This is a genomic window from Desulfomonile tiedjei, assembly GCA_016212925.1.
GTDB lineage: Bacteria > Desulfobacterota > Desulfomonilia > Desulfomonilales > Desulfomonilaceae > JACRDF01.
Window position 1 is genome coordinate 47,346 of record JACRDF010000048.1, and the last position, 17,189, is coordinate 64,534.

13 protein-coding genes are annotated in these 17,189 nt (G+C 52.0%); 6 read left to right on the top strand and 7 right to left on the bottom strand.

The genetic code is table 11. The annotated features are described in order from the left end of the window. Positions 1–161 precede the first annotated feature (161 nt). The 5 genes from HY913_21035 to HY913_21055 all read left to right on the top strand — a co-directional run bounded on the left by HY913_21035 (position 162) and on the right by HY913_21055 (position 4,591). Complete coding sequence (locus HY913_21035; GenBank protein MBI4965776.1) at positions 162–740, top strand: DUF4337 domain-containing protein; 579 nt, start codon at positions 162–164, stop codon at positions 738–740. 178 nt (positions 741–918) lie between these two features. Further along, entirely contained in the window at positions 919–1,890 is a 972-nt protein-coding gene (locus HY913_21040; protein MBI4965777.1) for a tripartite tricarboxylate transporter substrate binding protein, read from the top strand. Between the two features lie 47 nt (positions 1,891–1,937). Next, complete coding sequence (locus tag HY913_21045) at positions 1,938–2,399, top strand: tripartite tricarboxylate transporter TctB family protein (protein MBI4965778.1); 462 nt, start codon at positions 1,938–1,940, stop codon at positions 2,397–2,399. 33 nt (positions 2,400–2,432) lie between these two features. Continuing rightward, positions 2,433–3,941: a tripartite tricarboxylate transporter permease gene (locus tag HY913_21050; protein MBI4965779.1), complete on the top strand. Its 1,509-nt coding sequence runs from the start codon at positions 2,433–2,435 to the stop codon at positions 3,939–3,941. 440 nt (positions 3,942–4,381) lie between these two features. Beyond that, complete coding sequence (locus HY913_21055) at positions 4,382–4,591, top strand: type II toxin-antitoxin system HicB family antitoxin (GenBank protein MBI4965780.1); 210 nt, start codon at positions 4,382–4,384, stop codon at positions 4,589–4,591. A gap of 291 nt (positions 4,592–4,882) precedes the next feature. Here HY913_21055 and HY913_21060 read toward each other — a convergent pair whose 3' ends face one another. The 5 genes from HY913_21060 to HY913_21080 form a co-directional block, all read right to left on the bottom strand. After that, positions 4,883–5,209, bottom strand: coding sequence for a hypothetical protein (locus HY913_21060; protein ID MBI4965781.1), 327 nt, complete (start codon positions 5,207–5,209; stop codon positions 4,883–4,885). A gap of 137 nt (positions 5,210–5,346) precedes the next feature. Further along, positions 5,347–7,149, bottom strand: coding sequence for an acyl-CoA dehydrogenase (locus HY913_21065; protein MBI4965782.1), 1,803 nt, complete (start codon positions 7,147–7,149; stop codon positions 5,347–5,349). A 369-nt stretch (positions 7,150–7,518) separates the two neighbouring features. Next, positions 7,519–7,968, bottom strand: coding sequence for a hypothetical protein (locus tag HY913_21070; GenBank protein ID MBI4965783.1), 450 nt, complete (start codon positions 7,966–7,968; stop codon positions 7,519–7,521). Positions 7,969–7,990: 22 nt separating this feature from the next. Beyond that, positions 7,991–9,100, bottom strand: a complete 1,110-nt coding sequence (locus HY913_21075; protein MBI4965784.1) for a hypothetical protein — start codon at positions 9,098–9,100, stop codon at positions 7,991–7,993. Positions 9,101–9,226: 126 nt separating this feature from the next. Continuing rightward, positions 9,227–10,903, bottom strand: coding sequence for a GMC family oxidoreductase (locus tag HY913_21080; protein MBI4965785.1), 1,677 nt, complete (start codon positions 10,901–10,903; stop codon positions 9,227–9,229). 672 nt (positions 10,904–11,575) lie between these two features. Here HY913_21080 and HY913_21085 point away from each other — a divergent pair. Next, positions 11,576–11,779: a hypothetical protein gene (locus HY913_21085; GenBank protein MBI4965786.1), complete on the top strand. Its 204-nt coding sequence runs from the start codon at positions 11,576–11,578 to the stop codon at positions 11,777–11,779. On the opposite strand, the gene HY913_21090 is transcribed toward HY913_21085, so the two are convergent. Further along, positions 11,757–14,852, bottom strand: coding sequence for a DEAD/DEAH box helicase (locus HY913_21090; protein MBI4965787.1), 3,096 nt, complete (start codon positions 14,850–14,852; stop codon positions 11,757–11,759). The genes HY913_21085 and HY913_21090 overlap by 23 nt on opposite strands. Positions 14,853–15,336: 484 nt before the next feature. Then, the gene (locus HY913_21095) at positions 15,337–17,028 is read right to left on the bottom strand and encodes an AMP-binding protein (GenBank protein ID MBI4965788.1); all 1,692 of its coding nucleotides are present in this window, start codon (positions 17,026–17,028) and stop codon (positions 15,337–15,339) included. Between the last annotated feature and the right edge of the window lie 161 nt (positions 17,029–17,189).

Consider the following 17,189-nt stretch of genomic DNA (forward strand, 5'->3'; position numbering starts at 1 on the left):
CACTCTTCGTCTGCAAAATGCAGACGGACAATTGCTCCGACAACGAGGTTCTCGGGGCTATGATCCTGCCGAGCCATGGAATAGTAAAAAGTCTGATTTCAGACTACAATTAGTGCAACGCCAAGCGTACTGTTGGACAGTTGTAGTGGAGGGATGAAAAGATGGAACTAGAAGAAATGCGGGAAGAAGTGGGCGAAACCTTCGAGAAGGGCGAGACCAGAGAGAAGTGGCTCAGCTATTTGGCTCTAACAACGGTGATACTGGCCGTATGCGCAAGTTTGTCCAGTTTCAAGGAGAACAACAACTCTGTGGACACCGTGCTCAACCAGACTCAAGCCTCGGACCAATGGGCGTTCTACCAGGCCAAGAGCATAAAGGGTTATCTCTATGAAATGCAGAAGGAAAAGGTGGAATTGGATCTGACGGTATTCGGGCGGACCTTTTCGGATGACGCCTCCGGCAAACTCAGGACCACAGTCGAGAGTTACGATAAGAAAATGAAAAAATATGACCAGGAAAAAGCAGAGGTCATGAAGGAGGCCAAAAACTTCGAGAAGCTCCGGGATGATGCCCAGCGGCGCCAGGACACATACGGGATAGCGGTCATTTTCCTGCAAATGGGAATCCTGTTATGTTCGATTTCCGCGTTAATGAAAAGGCGATTGTTGTGGCTCGCGGGTGGAATGACCGGTGCTGTGGGCGTTGTCTACTTCGCGAATGGCTTCTTGCTTTTCATGTAGAAGGGCGTGGGGGCCGGTCACGCGTGTGGCGTGACTGGCGGAAATCCCCTTAAGTCAACAGCATTGTGCTCCTATCCCCCGCGCAACCGAATGGACATTCTCTACTTCAAATGTCGCTTGACAGGGCCTATTTCCAAGAATAAGGTTGATGGGCCATTATTAGAGGGGGTATTAAATCATGCGGAGAAAACATTTTGCCGTCGTTCTGCTTCTTGTGGCTCTAGCCTTCCTAGCTTGGAACGAGCCCGGATGGAGCCAATCTCAGTCGTTTCCTACCCGCCAGTTAACGTATCTCATTCCTTTTGATCCGGGTGGTCAATCCGATGTGGAAGCTCGCAGGCAGCAGCCCCACCTGTCGCGAATTCTCGGCCAGCAGGTAATTATAGACTACAAAGTCGGCGGCGGCGGCGCGCTCGGCTGGCGGGAACTGGTCAAATCAAAACCGGACGGTTACCTCTTCGCAGGGTTTAACATTCCTCACACGATTTTGCAGCCGCTTCAACAAGAGGTTGGGTACAAAACCGAGCAGTTGGTTCCTGTGGCCATATTCCAGAAAACACCCGTCGGTTTGGCGGTGCCTGCGAACAGCCCGTACAAGACGCTAAAGGATTTCATCGAGGCTGCTAAAAAAGAGCCCGGTAAGCTCACCGTGGGTGGTTCGTCCTTTTTTTCAGGACCGCATTTTGCCACAATGTGGTTTGACAAATTGGCCGGCACAAAACTCGGTTATGTTCCCTTCACCGGGGCGGCGCCTCAGATCACGGCATTGTTAGGCGGCCATACAGATGCCGGAATGACTTTCTCCAATGACCTTGTACGTTTCAAGGACAAGCTGCGGATATTGGCGCTAGCCACCGATGAGCGCATGAAAGAACTGCCGGACGTACCCACGTTTAAGGAACAAGGCTTCAATCTGGTCGAAGCTGTGGACAGAGGAGTCGTTGTCCCGCCCAAGACACCTGAAGATGTGATCAAGAAGCTGGAAAAGGCATTTCTCGAAATATCCGCCAATCCTGAAATCCAGGCGGAAATGATAAAGCAAGGCTTTGTCCCTGTTTCAATGGGGGCTGCCGAATCAAAGGCTTATCTGGACAAACTCACTGCTCATTACAAGTCTTTGTTCAAAGAGGTTGAAGCAACTCAAAAATAGTTTGTTCCGAACTTTTTTCTCTCAAAAGCCTGGATTAAGCACGCACAATGACCACTCAACGATCCGCGGACATTATTAGTGGGATTTTTTTGGCTGCAATCGGTGCGGTTGTCATGGTAGCCGCTTTCGACATCAAATCCGTATTCGGCGAACGCTTACCTCCCCGTACACTACCGCTGACCCTCGGCGCCATCACTTTTTTCAGCGGAATCTTGCTGAGCCTGCGAGCCTACTTTTACAAAGGTGAATTGCTATTCGTGGAATGGCCTGACCGTGAGGGATGGGTTCGGAACATTGTGACCTTCATATGCCTATCAGGGTATCTCGTTCTTATCGAGGTCCTTGGGATTACGGTTGCAAGCCTGATTTTCTCGTTTGCCCTCACATTTTACCTGGACCGCCGGTGGATTAGGGATTTGTGCGTGAGTATCGCCATCGCAATCGTTATCCAGGTCGTGTTCGTAAGGATACTTCAGCTCTCTTTCCCTCCCGGATTTTGGGCCCATTAACGTTACTGCATCCCTCGGTGTGGTGGAGGCTGCATGCTGTTTTCCTGGGATCTTTTAATCCAGGGGTTCTGGTCGGCTCTGGCTCCGATAAATTTGTTCTGGGCTCTTGTGGGCTGCACCATCGGGACCTTAGTGGGCGTTTTGCCGGGTATAGGACCTTCATCGGCCATAGCAATACTTATCCCGCTTACCACCATCTTATCGCCAACGTCGGCGATTATCATGATGGCCGCGATTTACTATGGAGCGATGTACGGCGGCTCCACAACAGCCATCGTGGTGAATATACCGGGAGAGGCTTCTTCGGTTCCTACAGCGCTGGATGGATATGAGCTTGCCAAACAAGGGAGAGCCGGCCCGGCATTGGCCATTTCCGCCATTTCTTCTTTTGTGGCCGGTACTTTGAGCTTGGTAGGGCTGACTTTTTTTGCTCCAGCGCTCTCGGAGTTTGCACTTCTTTTCGGTCCACCTGAATATTTCGCGCTTATGTTTATGGGACTAAGTCTGGTAATCAGCCTTTCCGGACAGGCGCTCGTCAAAGGAATGATCGGTGCCTCACTCGGGCTCCTGATATCGCTGATCGGGCAGAATCCAGTGACAGGCGCGGCTCGATTAACCTTCGGAATCCCGGACCTCATGGCGGGAATCAATTTTATCAGCATCATCATCGGTCTATTTGCATTGGGTGAGGTTTTCTTCAATGTAGAAAAAAAGATAACCATGATTTTCGAGGCAAAAAAGATCGATTGGATGCCAACCATGGCCGACGTTAATCGCTGCTGGGGAGCGATGCTTCGATCTACCGCGGTAGGTTTTTTCATGGGGTTGTTGCCGGGATGCGCGCCCGCGGTTACCACCTTTGTGGCCTATGATCTTGAAAAGCGAGTTTCAAAGCATCCGGAGCAGTTCGGTAAAGGGGCCCTCGAAGGAGTGGCAGCTCCGGAAGGAGCCAATAATGCGACATGCAGCGGCGGTTTTGTGCCGTTGTTTGCCTTCGGTTTGCCCACTGGACCGGCTCTCGCGGTGCTCCTCGGTGGCTTCATGATGTACGGCCTTCAGCCCGGTCCTCTGCTCTTCAAACAGCAGCCGGAATTTGTCTGGGCCGTCATTGCCAGCATGTACATTGGAAACATGATGTGTCTCGTCCTCAATCTGCCCCTTGTGGGAATGTGGGCTCGTATCGCCGTGATTCCATTCCCCATTCTGGGGCCGTTGATCATCATTTTCTCTGTAATTGGAGCCTATTCCATTCGATTTCTGATGTTCGACGTTTGGACGGCCCTTGTATTCGGCGTTGTGGGTTATTTGATGCGAAAATTCAGGTTTCCCATGGCCCCAATGGTCCTTGCCTCGGTTTTGGCTCAGATGCTCGAAACGTCGCTTTCTCAGTCACTCGTGATTTCCCGAGGCTCGCCTCTCATATTTTTCACAAGGCCTATTGCCGCAGCATTTATGGGATTGGCATTTCTGAGCATCATCAGAGGCTTCTGGGTTCAAATAAAGTACGGGAGACCTGAGGCTCTCGAAGAAAGTGATGATTGACGAGCCCAAATTCATTTACACCAGTTCTCAAAACTAATCGCGAAAATAGTTATCGCTCACATCTTCCCCCTGAGGGGGGGGTACCCTTGGTGGGACGGGCGTCTCGCCTGTCTCTTGGAATGACGGGCAAGATGCCCATCCCACCGAAAACGAGATTGCGTCGTCGTTTATAGCAGTTCTCGAAAGTAATCACGGATTGAATCGTGGGTGCCACTGCTGGCTTGTCCAGCGGTGCGACTCTATTCGGAAGGAACTTTTGAGAATCGCTATAACTCCTCGCAATGACAATTCCGCGCGGCCTCCTCAGACAAAAGCCGGCAGTCATGTGTCTACGGCATTGGCAAAAGTGCGGAGCTACGGAAACAATCCAATACGAATTCACAGAGTCAAGGTTGCAACCACGGCCCACAGAGAGTATGGTAACATCGGGAGTAATCGCTATGGCTGTACGAACTTTCACTGCCGTTCTCCACAGAGAAGAAGACTTGTTCGTCGCTGAGTGTCCCGAAATAGGCACCGTAAGCCAGGGATATACCTTGGAAGAGGCCCTTGCCAATCTGCGGGAGGCTACCGAGCTATATCTGGAGGAGTTCCCGATTCCGGAGACTGACAGGTCCTTCTTGACGACCTTTGAAGTGACATATGGGTGACCTGAAGCGAGTCTCCGGTAAGGACGCCATATCATGTGAGTTTTTGAGGCAGGAGTCCGGGGAGATGCATTGGGGGGAATGCCTCGTTACGGTTCGTCTACAGCCATGATTCGGCGGGCACGGCCCGCCCTACAGGAGGCGTGTCGCCCGATTGTAGGGCGGGCCGTGCCCGCCGACTGTGATGGTTGATGATGCCCTTCACCGTGCCGCGTTTTCGGACATTTATTTTGGTAATCGGAATATCACTCAGCATTCTCAGGGCACGAGGACCCAACAATCACACATAATTTGCTATTTCTTGCCCTTGCTCTTGGCCTTTTCTCTGCATTGGCAGCCATAACCCTTGAACTGAAGTTTACCTTTGAGATCTTCTTGCACAGACAACAGCTTTGAGCCGCCAGACTCTTCGCACTCCAAACAGAACCAACGGCCTTGAACGTTCTTGCATTCGGCAACTCCGTACGTCTGAAAAGTCAAAGAGAATTTATCAGCAGACTTTATCTCCTGTTCAACGAGTTTCCTGAGGTCCAGGCATTCCATTCCAAAGACCACATCTGATGCCATCGCATGTAAAAACAGCACACAGACAATAGAGACCACAAGCAATACCCTCTTCATTCCATGCCCTCCCGCAAAAAATGGCTCAAGCAAGACGTTTGATGTTATGTGCCGGCGCGACTTTTTTTGTCAACACAAAACAATCTTGTTACTGCTCCGGCAGAGCATGCGTTGACAGGGTTCGCCGGCCCTCGGGATCAATCTGCGAACGTCTCGAGCGTTACCTTGGCAGTCAATCCATCCGTTTCCAACAAGCGCCTTGATAGTCCTTCGATTTTCGGCAGTTCGTAATGGTGGAAGAACTGCATAGTCTGAAGCTTACCCTGATAAAACGCGGTCTCTTGATCGGAAGGGCTGCCTGTGAGAGCCTTCTCAGCCGCGACCCCCTGCAAGAGCCATTGCCACGCCACCGCAACGATCCCGAACATCTCGAGGTACAGCGTGGCGTCGGCCAATACCAACTCGCGATTTTCAAGTGTACCGGCTCCAACAATGTGTTCCGTGACTTGTCTCAAAATGCCAATCGCCTGATCCAGACGCGTGGCATAAGGCTTCAATGCCTCGAATTCCAGGGCTTCTCGTACCGACTTACCAACTTGCTCTGTATACAGGTTGAACGCTGCGCCTCCTTTCATGGTCACTTTACGCCCCAGGAGGTCAATGGCCTGAATGCCGGTAGTCCCTTCGTGAATCGGATGGATGCGCATGTCGCGGTAAAACTGTTCCAATGGAAACTCGTCGCAGTATCCGTAGCCTCCAAGGATCTGCAACCCTTGGCTAACGCTCATTATGCCCATCTCGGACGGATACGACTTGGCCACTGGCGTAAGCAGGTCCAACAGCAGCGAGTAACGCGTTTTGTCGTCACCTTCGGCCACTTTTACCAAATCCGAATAAAGGCCGCATTGAATGAGCAAAGAAACCGCGCCATCGACAATGGCTCTCTGGAGGAGCAACATGCGTTTAATGTCTGAATGTTCGATGATGGGAATCTGAGGCCTGGTGGGGTCCTTATCAATGGGTCTGCGTCCCTGTGCCCGTTCCTGGGCATAGTCCAGTGACGCATAATAAGCGGCCGATGCAATGGCCGCTGCGCCGAGGCCAACTTCGATTCGGGCGTTATTCATCATTTGAAACATATAGCTGAGCCCCTTATGGGGCTCGCCGACCAACCACCCGCGGCATTCGTCGTTTTCTCCCAAGGAAAGATGGGTGATAGGACACCCTCGATAGCCGAGCTTGTGGAAAACACCAGCGGTATTGACATCGTTGGGGACAAGATCACTGCCTTCCGGTCGCAAGCGAGGGACCACGAAGAGGCTGATTCCTTTCACTCCCGGCGGCGCCCCTTTGATCTTGGCCAGCATCAAGTGTACCACGTTGTCCACACCGTCGTGGTCTCCACCGGAAATGAAAATCTTCTGACCCCGAATCTTGTAGTACCCACCGTCAGTCGGCTCCGCGGATGTGGTTATGTCGGAGAGCGAGCTGCCTGCCTGGGGCTCGGTCAAGGCCATAGTCCCCTGCCACTTTCCCGCGTGCATTTGGGACATGAAGCGCTCCCGGAGTTCCTTGGAGCCGAAAGTTTCGATCAGGTGCGCTGCGCCCGCGGTGAGCATGGGATAAACGCTCGCGGAATAATTTGCAGCCGCCCAAGTATAGAGACACGTAGCGGTTATTGTACGCGGGAGTTGCTGTCCTCCCAGGTCGAAAGGCGCATCCGCGGCTATCCATCCACCGTCACCGCATTCGGTCATGAAGGTCCTTACAATTGGATGGACCTTGACTCGACCTCCGACGTACTCGGGCGGTCGCTGGTCCATCTCGCGGAGTGCCGGGCGCAGCATGTCTCTGCCTATGCGAACGGCTGTTTCGAGGACCAGATCAAACATCTCGCGATCATGGTTCTCAAAGTAATGGTACCGGGTGAGTGACACAACGTCATGCACCTCGTACAGCAAGAACCTCAAGTTGCGAAGGCTAACGAACTTATCCGACATGTATTCCTCTCAATTTGTTTGATTTGTGGAAGTGTGTTCGAGGGAATATAGCAGTTGGTTAAATTTCTGTCGAATGGCACATGTATTTTGGTTTTGGTCCTCCGAGTCGACAACCCAATTCAATGCCCGGCACATGGCCCTTGCCGAAAATTCTTTCGCGTTCTGTTCGGCAACCGGCAGTCGACGACTGTGGCTTGGGTGCCACTGCTGGCTTGTCCAGCAGTGCATTCTCAGGGACCACTGCTGGACAAGCCAGCAGTGGCACCCCTTGTAAAGCGACCTCTCCGTAATCGTCCAATGCGGTGAGATGAGGCAGGCCTCTTCAAAAGCAATCGGGCGATGGTATTGGCCGTGCCGGACAACGCGCGGCTAAAGAATCAACCGGAACAACACAACTGCCAAAACCCCGCAGGGAACTGTAATAAACAATCCCATGGCCATCCAGCCTACGTCCGCGCCCTCGGTGTCCCGCCTGGCAAGCCGAGTGAGTGTGCCGCCGACGTACCACGGGAAGTACAACGCCAGGGCAATTGCGAAGTTAAGCCAGGCCCTTTCCGGATAACGATATCCCGCGTAAAGCAAGACCAACCCTAAAACGATCGCGGGCAAGAGCGTGAGAACATTAATTATGACGTGGTTTACCACGGATTTGGTGTATTTGGTCATAAGGGCCGTCCGAACCAAATCGTTCAGCACGAAAATTGAGGAGAGAAGAATCAAAGAGGCCCATAACCGTTCCGGAGGCAGACTCATCAAATTCAGGATGTTCTTTAACGGTCCGAGTGTGATGCCCGCCAACAACTCTCGTATAAGGTCCATATTGGCACTTCCTTTTATGAGGTCACATCACTGTGGATTTTTGCCAGAGGACTCTCTTACGTCCCGCCAGATCTTCCCCGAAACGCTCCAACTGATCGAGAGCTTCGTCGGATATTCCATAGCGCGGCTGCACAAAACCGTTTAGGAACTTGGGCTCACCGGCCTTTTTATAAATTAGGTAAAACCACAATGAGAACAGCCGGGAGGGTTCCCAACCAATATGGGCGAAAGCCCTGGCCCCTACAACATTTCCGCCGCAACTTTGTGCCCATCGCACCAGCATAGCCTGACTGCGCCGCCACGCCCCTCGGCATACGTTGAGTATGGCAACATCTCTGGATTCAAAAATCCCCTGGTTCGCGGGATCAGTGAACATTGCTTCGACAGGAGCAGAGATGCCCACCAGCCAGGTCTGTGATTCCACTATGATCAGGTCGTAAGGGTGATCGGCAGAAATACCCAGCGGCTTGATTCGCGTCGGTCGCCTGAATATGGCCCGTACGACTATGCGAGCGAAATCCCGAAACGACATCGGGAACCGGAAAATCTCTTCCTCCGCCTCGATGAATTTCATGTCTACCGTGTAGCCCTGCCGCTCCAGACCTGCCTTGATCCTTTCCGCACCGGACCGACCTGTCCCGGTAAGTGAAAAAACCAGAATAATAGCCTTGTTTGTGCGCGGGCGATCTACCCCCACAAAAATGTCGCCCTCGTTGATGCGTGCCAAATCGGGGGTCACCAATGAAATTAAAAAGAGCAGAAAAATCACGGTGTAAACAGCATCCCAAACGCCAAAAATCAGATAAAACCAATGAAGACCTTGAAACACATAGCAATAAAAAGTGAAGAAAGCGTAAATCCCTTTCCCGACAGCTCCAACTATCAGAAGGTCCACACTTTCTTCCGGATTGAGAAACACCAGAAACGCCAGTAAACCCATCGTGAAGGAGAATCCTGCAACGAAGAGGAAACTGTAAACATCCTGCGGAAGAGGAACACTCAACCATTTGAAGACAGGCCGGTAAAACAGGATCAGGAAAACATTTCCGAGGCCGTTGGCCAACGCGGTTAAGAGACACAAGTACCGAAAAACGCTGCGAGGGAGTGGAAGAAATCCTGCTGGAGTCGTCATGGAGCGAACCTCCGTTGCTTTGGTGCCACTGGGCAACTTTGGGTTTCACCCGACCGGTGGCAGTGGTCCGGATCATAGCCGGGTAAGGACTTCGGTATTTTAGGCCTTGTCAGTTAAACGCATTTTTCACGAAGACTCCTGATCCTCTACAGGAAATCTCTCGGCAAATCTTTCGGCCAGCGCAGCAATGGTCAATGAGGGATTCGGGCCAATCGAGGTAGGCACGATGCTCCCATCTATGACGTACAGCCCCTTGTGCCCAAATGCCTCTCCCGTTCGGGCGTCCACAACCCCATCCTTTTCCGAGTCCCCCATCGGGCAACCGCCCACGGGATGCACGGCAATGTACTTTGTTACAAAGCTGAGAGGGTTCTCGAAAAAGTCTCCTCCCAGTTCAGTGGTCAGGCGCCGCATGGCTTCCCGAAGGCGATCAAAATGCAGCCGGCTCGGACGGCTATCCCACGTGAGGCGAATATTGCAGTCCTCAGTACTGTTGGTCGAGGCAGTGGGCGCTTGCAGTCGTATGACGCCATTGGACCGGTCTCGCCCCATTCCTAGGAAAATCATGGTGCGGCTGACAATCTTGCTTTCATGAAACAACAACCGGCCCAATTCATCTCCGATATTGACCTCTCTTCGCCTGGAGAAGAACCCTTTCGCGTAGAGCAGCAGTGCTCGAGCGCCGTCGATCAGGGATCGCGGGGTTGGAGTCATCGCGGTCAGATACCAGGCCAGCATGTTGGGAATGCCCGCATCTTCCACGTAAAGTCCGTGTGGAAAGCCGTCCGGATAGCCCGAGTGGAAAAACCGAACCGCGCCGGTGATCACAGGGCCCGTGCTCGGGTAAACGCGCTCCGAGCAATTCAGAGAAAGTCCGAGGAGGTCACCGTTGCCGGCCCATCGACTTCCTAATGTGCTACTGAGATGGGGCAACTGACCGCTATGCTTCATGCGCAGGAGAAGCCTGGTCGATCCCAAGGAGCCGGCAGACACAATCACGTATTTTGCCTGGATTTCTTCATACTGCGCTTTATTTCGGGAGTCACCGTAAACCACTTTGTATGCTGACCGGTCCGGTTCATACTGAATGGCATGGACCTCGGCGTCGGTGCGGATGTTCGCCCCGTGGGACGCTGCCCTGGCTAGATAGTTCAGATCGAGAGTATTCTTCGAATGAAAATTGCAGCCTATGAAGCATTCCCCGCACATTCGACAAGTTGTCTGTATCACCCCCTGCTTGTTTAGCTTCTGCTCCCCAGGCCTGGGGCCAAATTGGATGGCCAGTTTGGGCCATTCAAGCCTCGCGGCCGGCTGCCACAGTGGATGCGTGGAGAGCCTTTCATAGGCCCGCTGCAATGCCCTGGACTTAGGCGTTTGAGCGTAGGGCCAGGACGGTTCATCCATGGGATAGGACCGCGCCTCCAACATATCCATAACCTTGTCGTAATAAGGTTGGAGGACCTGCCGGGTTATCCCACCCGGCCAACCCGCAAAGAATTCAGGCGGCATTTCATACAAGACGTTGGCATAAATTAACGAACCGCCTCCAAGTCCGCTCGCGGTCCAGACGTCGATATCGGTCCTCCCGAAGGATTGATACTCATAGAGCCCAAACATTCCGTCCGAAGGGTCCCAGAATGCATCCCGCAATTGGTCCGGCCGACGAGGAAACTCGTTCCGCCCGTAACGGCGGCCACGTTCAAGGACGTAAACGGTGTGGCAGCCTTGCTCCGCCAAACGGCAGGCCAGAACGGAAGCGCCGAACCCCGATCCGACAATGACAACTGTTGGTTTCTCGCTCACGGAATCCCCCTTAAAAGAAGAAGACCGTTACGTTCCCCCGGTGGGTAATTGATCCGACACCAGCCTGTGGAGGCCTTTACAGCAGTTTTCGAAACTAATCACGGTTTGACTTGCGGGTGTCCCGCCAACGCGGGACTGGCTTGTCCACCAGTGCGATCCAATCAAATTGCGGCCGGTATCAGGTCCGACAAATGCTGTTAAGAATCACTATTTGGATATTCAGGGCCTGGAACAGGAACATTAGGATGCTGCTGTGCAAGCTAGCACCATGATTTTGTTTAACAATTATCTCTAAGGACGACCGGATCCGCACCATCGTCCCCCTGCATCCCTAATTCCTTGGGACTGGTAAACTAATATAAAGAATTTACACCTCGGTGCTAATGATTTCAAGAATTTTCGATCTCTACCGGCCACAAAAAAAAGACCGTTTTGTGACCATTTTCATCCGGAACGAAAGAATCAGGACAGACTGATCTCGGCCAAGATGCCGCTGGCTTTCTTGGGCTTTCTCTCCTCATGGTTGCAGGTGCGGGATTTTCCAAAACAACTGTTGATTCCCCTCTTCGGATTACACAACTTGCCAATTTCGAGCCGTTCTTTGCTATAATACCTACAGCGGGGATGATGCCCAAACTCAACATGTTGTGTTTACACACGGAGAATAGTTCCATGATTCGCGAACACGAAGAAACCGGTTCCCCTGAGTTTGCAGAGACGGATCGACCCGATAATTTGGAAATGTCCCCTCTCGGTAACCGATTAATGGAAATACGCAAGAAATTCATTGCCGAGGGCGGCAAACTGTTGACGCCAGAGGAGTTGGAACGGGAAATAGCCGACCGCCGGGGCTTTACAGGCTCGGAAGTTCGTTGACGATCTTCACCGTCTCTAAGCTTACCGTGATAACCTGCCCGATCAGCCTCACAATGTATTCCTTGTCATCCGGCCGGTTCGGGTCGTTAACAATACCGCTCCTCTTGTCCGTGTGAACCTGATATTTGTCAATTATCCATTCCAATGCCGAACGATTGCCTAATTTGTACTCGAAGACCTCGGACGGGATGCCGGAAAGCGTCAGAAAGTCATTGTAGATAATTGTGGTTTTGTCCTTTGTAAGCTTCATTTTCTGGACGCGCCAGTTGAGTTGTCTGTCAGGATTCAGTACTTCCTCAAGACGGTACTCCGGTTGGGATTCATAATTGACGTGCAAATCCGCGAGTCTCTCGCCTGCTGACACAAACGCACGAAACTGTTCCACGCTCTTGGGCAATGGTATTCGTGGAAGCTCCCTTTTAAGGTTGGCTTTGTACTTCTCGCGGTATTCTGGCGAATGGAGGAGGCCGTAGACGTAATGAAAGATTTGCCACTTGCCTACCTTAACACTTATCGGGGAGAAAAATTGCTCAATAGTCCAATCTGTGATGTTTTCGCGGCGGTTACTGCCATCTTCATCGTATGCATAAAAAGGAAAACATTGGGTGTTTGTCCCAAAACCCAGTAAGGAAACATCGGTCAAGGAATTAGTCATTAATGCGAAAAACGGCTTGTCTCCTCCAGGACCCTTTAGGCAAATTATACGGTTCTCCGTTTCACACTCGCCTAAAGGAAGAATTAGCGGGAACCGATAGACTTCTTCATTCATCACTCGGTCAAAATAGAGAAGAGTTTTGGTGAATGGCCTATAAATCGCCTTTCTTATCTTTGAATCCGCATACTCCGCGCTGCGGCCCCGAGTGACATCAATCTTGAGGTCTCTGCTCCAACTAATTCTACTCTCATCATCTAAAACGAAAGAATCTAAGAAGTCCCTCAAGTCATCCCTATTCTTGGGCTTGTCTGCTCGCGATTGCCACTTAATTACCTCGGCATTGTAGGTGTTAATCGTAGTTTGAACATTGCGACACAGTTGCGTCGAGTTGAAATTGTACACCCAGGCGTCCCGACACGTGGTTAGGCCACGAGTGTAGTCACGAAAAATAGCAGTGCCTATTCCTGTCTTGGTCTCTCGCGTTCCGATAGGTAGAAACTCATCGAAATCACTCTTCAGTCCTTTTGTCAGCCAAGTGTGTTTGCCATCAGGAAATAATTCCGTCCAATTGATGTAAGAACAGGAGTCAGAGGATTCCAAGAACGAAAATCTTTCCTCTTTTCGCCAAAAATCGTCCACCCGGAAATAGAAAATCCTTCCGTGACCACAATAAGCCTTCGTCTTAACAAAGAGATTAATACTCACACCTACCTGTATTCCGAATACATTATGGGTTGTGCCCGAGATTTTAGGATTCTTCCTGACGTTTCCTCCGAGATCAATGATGTAAATGAGATCGAAATCAGATGTCAAATGTTTGCGCATTCCATCAAAGGCAAAATCTCCAATAAAACTATTGTTTGAGACAAATGCCACTATGCCCTCGCCATTGTCCAGAATCTTGTCAGAGGCCCATCGCATAGCCTTTACGTAGGGATCAGAAAGCGCATTCTTGTTTGTTGCAGCGCCATCTCTGGAGTAAGTAAGCCCTACCCGCTTGTCCATAGTCTTGTATTTTCGATTCTTGTTGTTGTCGTTCTCGTTTACCTGCCAAGCATTGTAAGGCGGATTACCTATGATAACGAACAATTTCGTTTTCCTAAGTCTCTCCACTCGCTCTGTATTTTCTTCCGTGAACATAAAGGACAATTGCTTATCCTCAGCTAGCTCAAAGGTATCCACCAGACAGATGCCCTCAAAAGGCTTGTACTCTCCGGTTCGCTCGTAATACTCATGTTCAATGTTCATGGAGGAGATATAGTACGGAAGCAGCATGACCTCATTGCAGTGCAATTCATTGGCATACTTTTGAGGCAGCGCGGTTTTCTTGATCTCCCGCATAACTCGTGTGATGAAGTTTCCCGTGCCCACAAACGGATCAATTATGTGCACCCCTTCATCGCTAAGGCTTTTACCGAATTCCTTTTTCAGGATTTCTTCAACCGACCGCACCATGAATTCCACTATAGGCTGCGGGGTATACACGATTCCATGTGTGTCCGCCTGTTTGACCGCGAACCCTTGAAAGAATTTCTCGTAAACCGTATTAAGAAAGGTCTGCTGCTGGCTATAGTCGTCGAGCGTATCGGCCCTTTTTTCAAGTGCGCCGTAAAAGCGGTCCAACCGTTTCAGAAATTCTTCCCTACTGAATTTTCTTGATGTAAGCGCGTGAATGACCCGTTCGATCTCACGGGCAATTATGTTCCGATCCGTGAAATCAGGATTGTGAAACACCTTTCGAAAGATCCGCTCAGTCAACAAATGTTGCACAAGCATTTCTTCAACCGCGGCATCTGACAGATTGGGGTTGATAGATGTGCGGCATACGTCGGCAAAGGCGTTGAATGCCTGGACAAAACCCTTGTTTTCCTTACGTTCGACCTCGATGAGTTCGACGACCGTGGACGCAATAGCCGGGATGTCAGACTTGAACTCTTCAACCGCGACTTCCCAATCCCGTTGGCTCTCGGACCGGTACGCAAACAGCTCCTTTACGACATAAACCAACGTGCTCGGTTTGGTAATATCTTCATCAAGTATTGGTCGGCTGTCCTGATATAGAATGGCTCTGTGCGGGCTTTGGAAGAGAATATTGCTCTTTGGGTAGCCTTTCTCGAATTTCTTCTGCACTTCTGCGGGGAGGTCGTCCTTTAGGTCCTTGGCTTCCCAATAAGCCTGCGGGATTTTGAAAGTATCCACCGCCGCGCCGTCAATGCTGAGTGGACGCTGGCCTTTTCTGGTGTACTTGTACTCTCCGATGAAAGTCCACCCACGCTTTCGGCTGCAATGCTCCAACAATCTTTGGAAGGCACTGCGTACCGCTGTTTCGTGCGTGACGCCCAGCTTGGCAAACTCTTCGAGACCTGCGTAATAGTCTTTGACAGCTTTGGTATTGGTCTTGAGATCCAGGTTGATCATGAGCGCCCGACGCGCCTCCTTGGCAGCACCGCCGTTTCAAGCCTCATATTATGATGGATTATGGCAGGGGACAAGCCTTATTCGACTTTATGGGGACGTGCGCTGAGAATTACGGTTCGAAGCGTGCCTAGAAGGCCACCGGCAGGCTGGAAAGCCTGCCCCACAAGGAAGAGAATCCCCTTCCCTTGACGGGAGGAGTTAGAGGCGTGTGTTTGTAAGCAAACCCCAATGCGTTTCTGCATGACCTACGCAAAATGTTCACGGCCGCGCCCGGTCTTGGAGTGGCGTCTTGGCCCAGATCCTTCTTCCGCTGCCGCGGAATACCCTGTTAGAAGTGGCTTCAAAACCCCTTAGCCGGAGTGGACACCGGAGTTTCGCGCACCACACCATTATCGCCTGCGGTGACAATGGTCCAAAATTATGGGAGTTTTTGGGGAGGGGTCTGGGGAGGCCCTTTTTGCAAAAAGGGCCTCCCCAGAAGATCTTACCGAAGCGCCTTTTTGTCCACTTTGCCCGCCGCGGTAATGGGGATTTCTCTGAATTCAACCACGCGGGGGACTTTGTACGGGGCCATTTGTTCTCGGGCGAAGGCCAGGACTTCCGATGTGACTTGGTCGTCGAGCTTGTTCGCGTACGCAGGGCTTTTTTGCACCACCAGCTTTACCATCTCGGTTTCGGGGCGCTCCGGATTGGGCACGCCGATGACTGCGCACACACCCACCGCTGGGTGCTCGTAGAGTTTCTCTTCGACTTCTCGAGGGAACACCTTGAATCCGCCCACGCTGATCATGTCTTTCTTGCGGTCCACTATGGTGACGTACCCGTCTTCGTCCATGGTCCCGATGTCGCCGGTGTGCATCCAGATTGTTCCGTCGTGTTCCCGTAGCGCCAGCGCAGTCTCCTCCGCCTTGTTGTGGTAGCATTTCATTATTTGAGGACCTGCGCCGACGATCTCGCCTTCCTCGCCCACAGGAACGTCTCGGGTGCCTGTTTCCAGGTCCATGATTCTGATCCTGGTCGACGGCATAGGAAGCCCCACGGTCCCGATTTTCTTGAGTCCTTTTCTGGGATTGCAGGTCAGCAGCACGCAGGTCTCGGTCATGCCGTACAGCTCGATCACTTTTCCCGTACCGACTACATTTTCGAATTGCTTGATGGCCTCTACCGGAAAGGGAGCCGCTCCGGAAATGCAATGTTTGAGACCCGAAAAGTCGAGCTTGTGAAATCCGGGCTCCTTGAGCAGCATGAGATAGAGCGACGGCACATTGGCAAGCCAATGCGGGCCATATTTGGCTATTTCTTTTACTATGTGCTTGGTGTCACGGGGGTTTGGAACGAGCACCTGGGTAATGCCGAACGACAACCCCGTAATGGCCGTGAATAGACCTGCTATATGAAACATGGGATATGCTGAAAGCAGCACATCTTTTCCTTCTTCCACCTGGAGCCATTTATGGAACTGGGTCACGTTTGCCAGCATGTTCCGATGCGGACAAACAGCTCCCTTGGGCACACCCGTGGTGCCACCGGTGTACTGGATGAACGCGGGGTCCTCTATGGTAAGCGGAATCGCCGGAGGATTCGGCGAATAGCGCGACAGCACTTCCTTGAACGGGATGACCTTTTTCTCGGGAATTGGCTGTATTTGACCGGTCGGGACCTTTTTCAACCACTTCGCCAGGACCTGTTTGTAGCCGGGCAAGAAATCCAGCAAACCCGTGGGACAGACCAGCTCCAAGCTTTTTAGCCGGTCCGCTACCCCCAAAAGACGGTGCTGGAACAGCGCGTCCATCACCACAAAAGCGCGAGCGCCGCTATCTTCCAATTGGTGGGCCATTTCTCCGGCTGTGAGGAGCGGCGAGATCCCTGAAACCGCGCAGCCGGCCTTGAGACCACCGATCAGCGTTATGAGGTACTGCGGTGAGTTGGGAAGGCTCACTGCAACCGCGTCGCCCTTCCCAATACCGTGATCCGCGAGACAAGCAGCGAACCGGTCCGACGCGGCCATCAACTGCTCGAAACTCAGCGTCACCCCCAGAAAGTGCAACGCAGGCCGATCCGCATGCTCCCGCCGGACCTTCTCGAAGCATTCAGTCAGAGACTCGTCCTCAAGCTCAATCTCCGGCTGGACCCCCGGATCATAAGACCTCAGCCAGAATTTGCCATCATACACCATGGCCCCCTCCCTTCTGCTTGAAAATGCTCCGGAAAAGCCCCTTCATTGCGACAAGAAGCCCCCCGAGTCCCCAATGACTAGGCCTCCGAACGTGTGAGCCCCGAACAGGCTCCGTGATTGTAGCCCGGCAAAGACCTCCGGATTCCTGCCCCGGTTTTCAC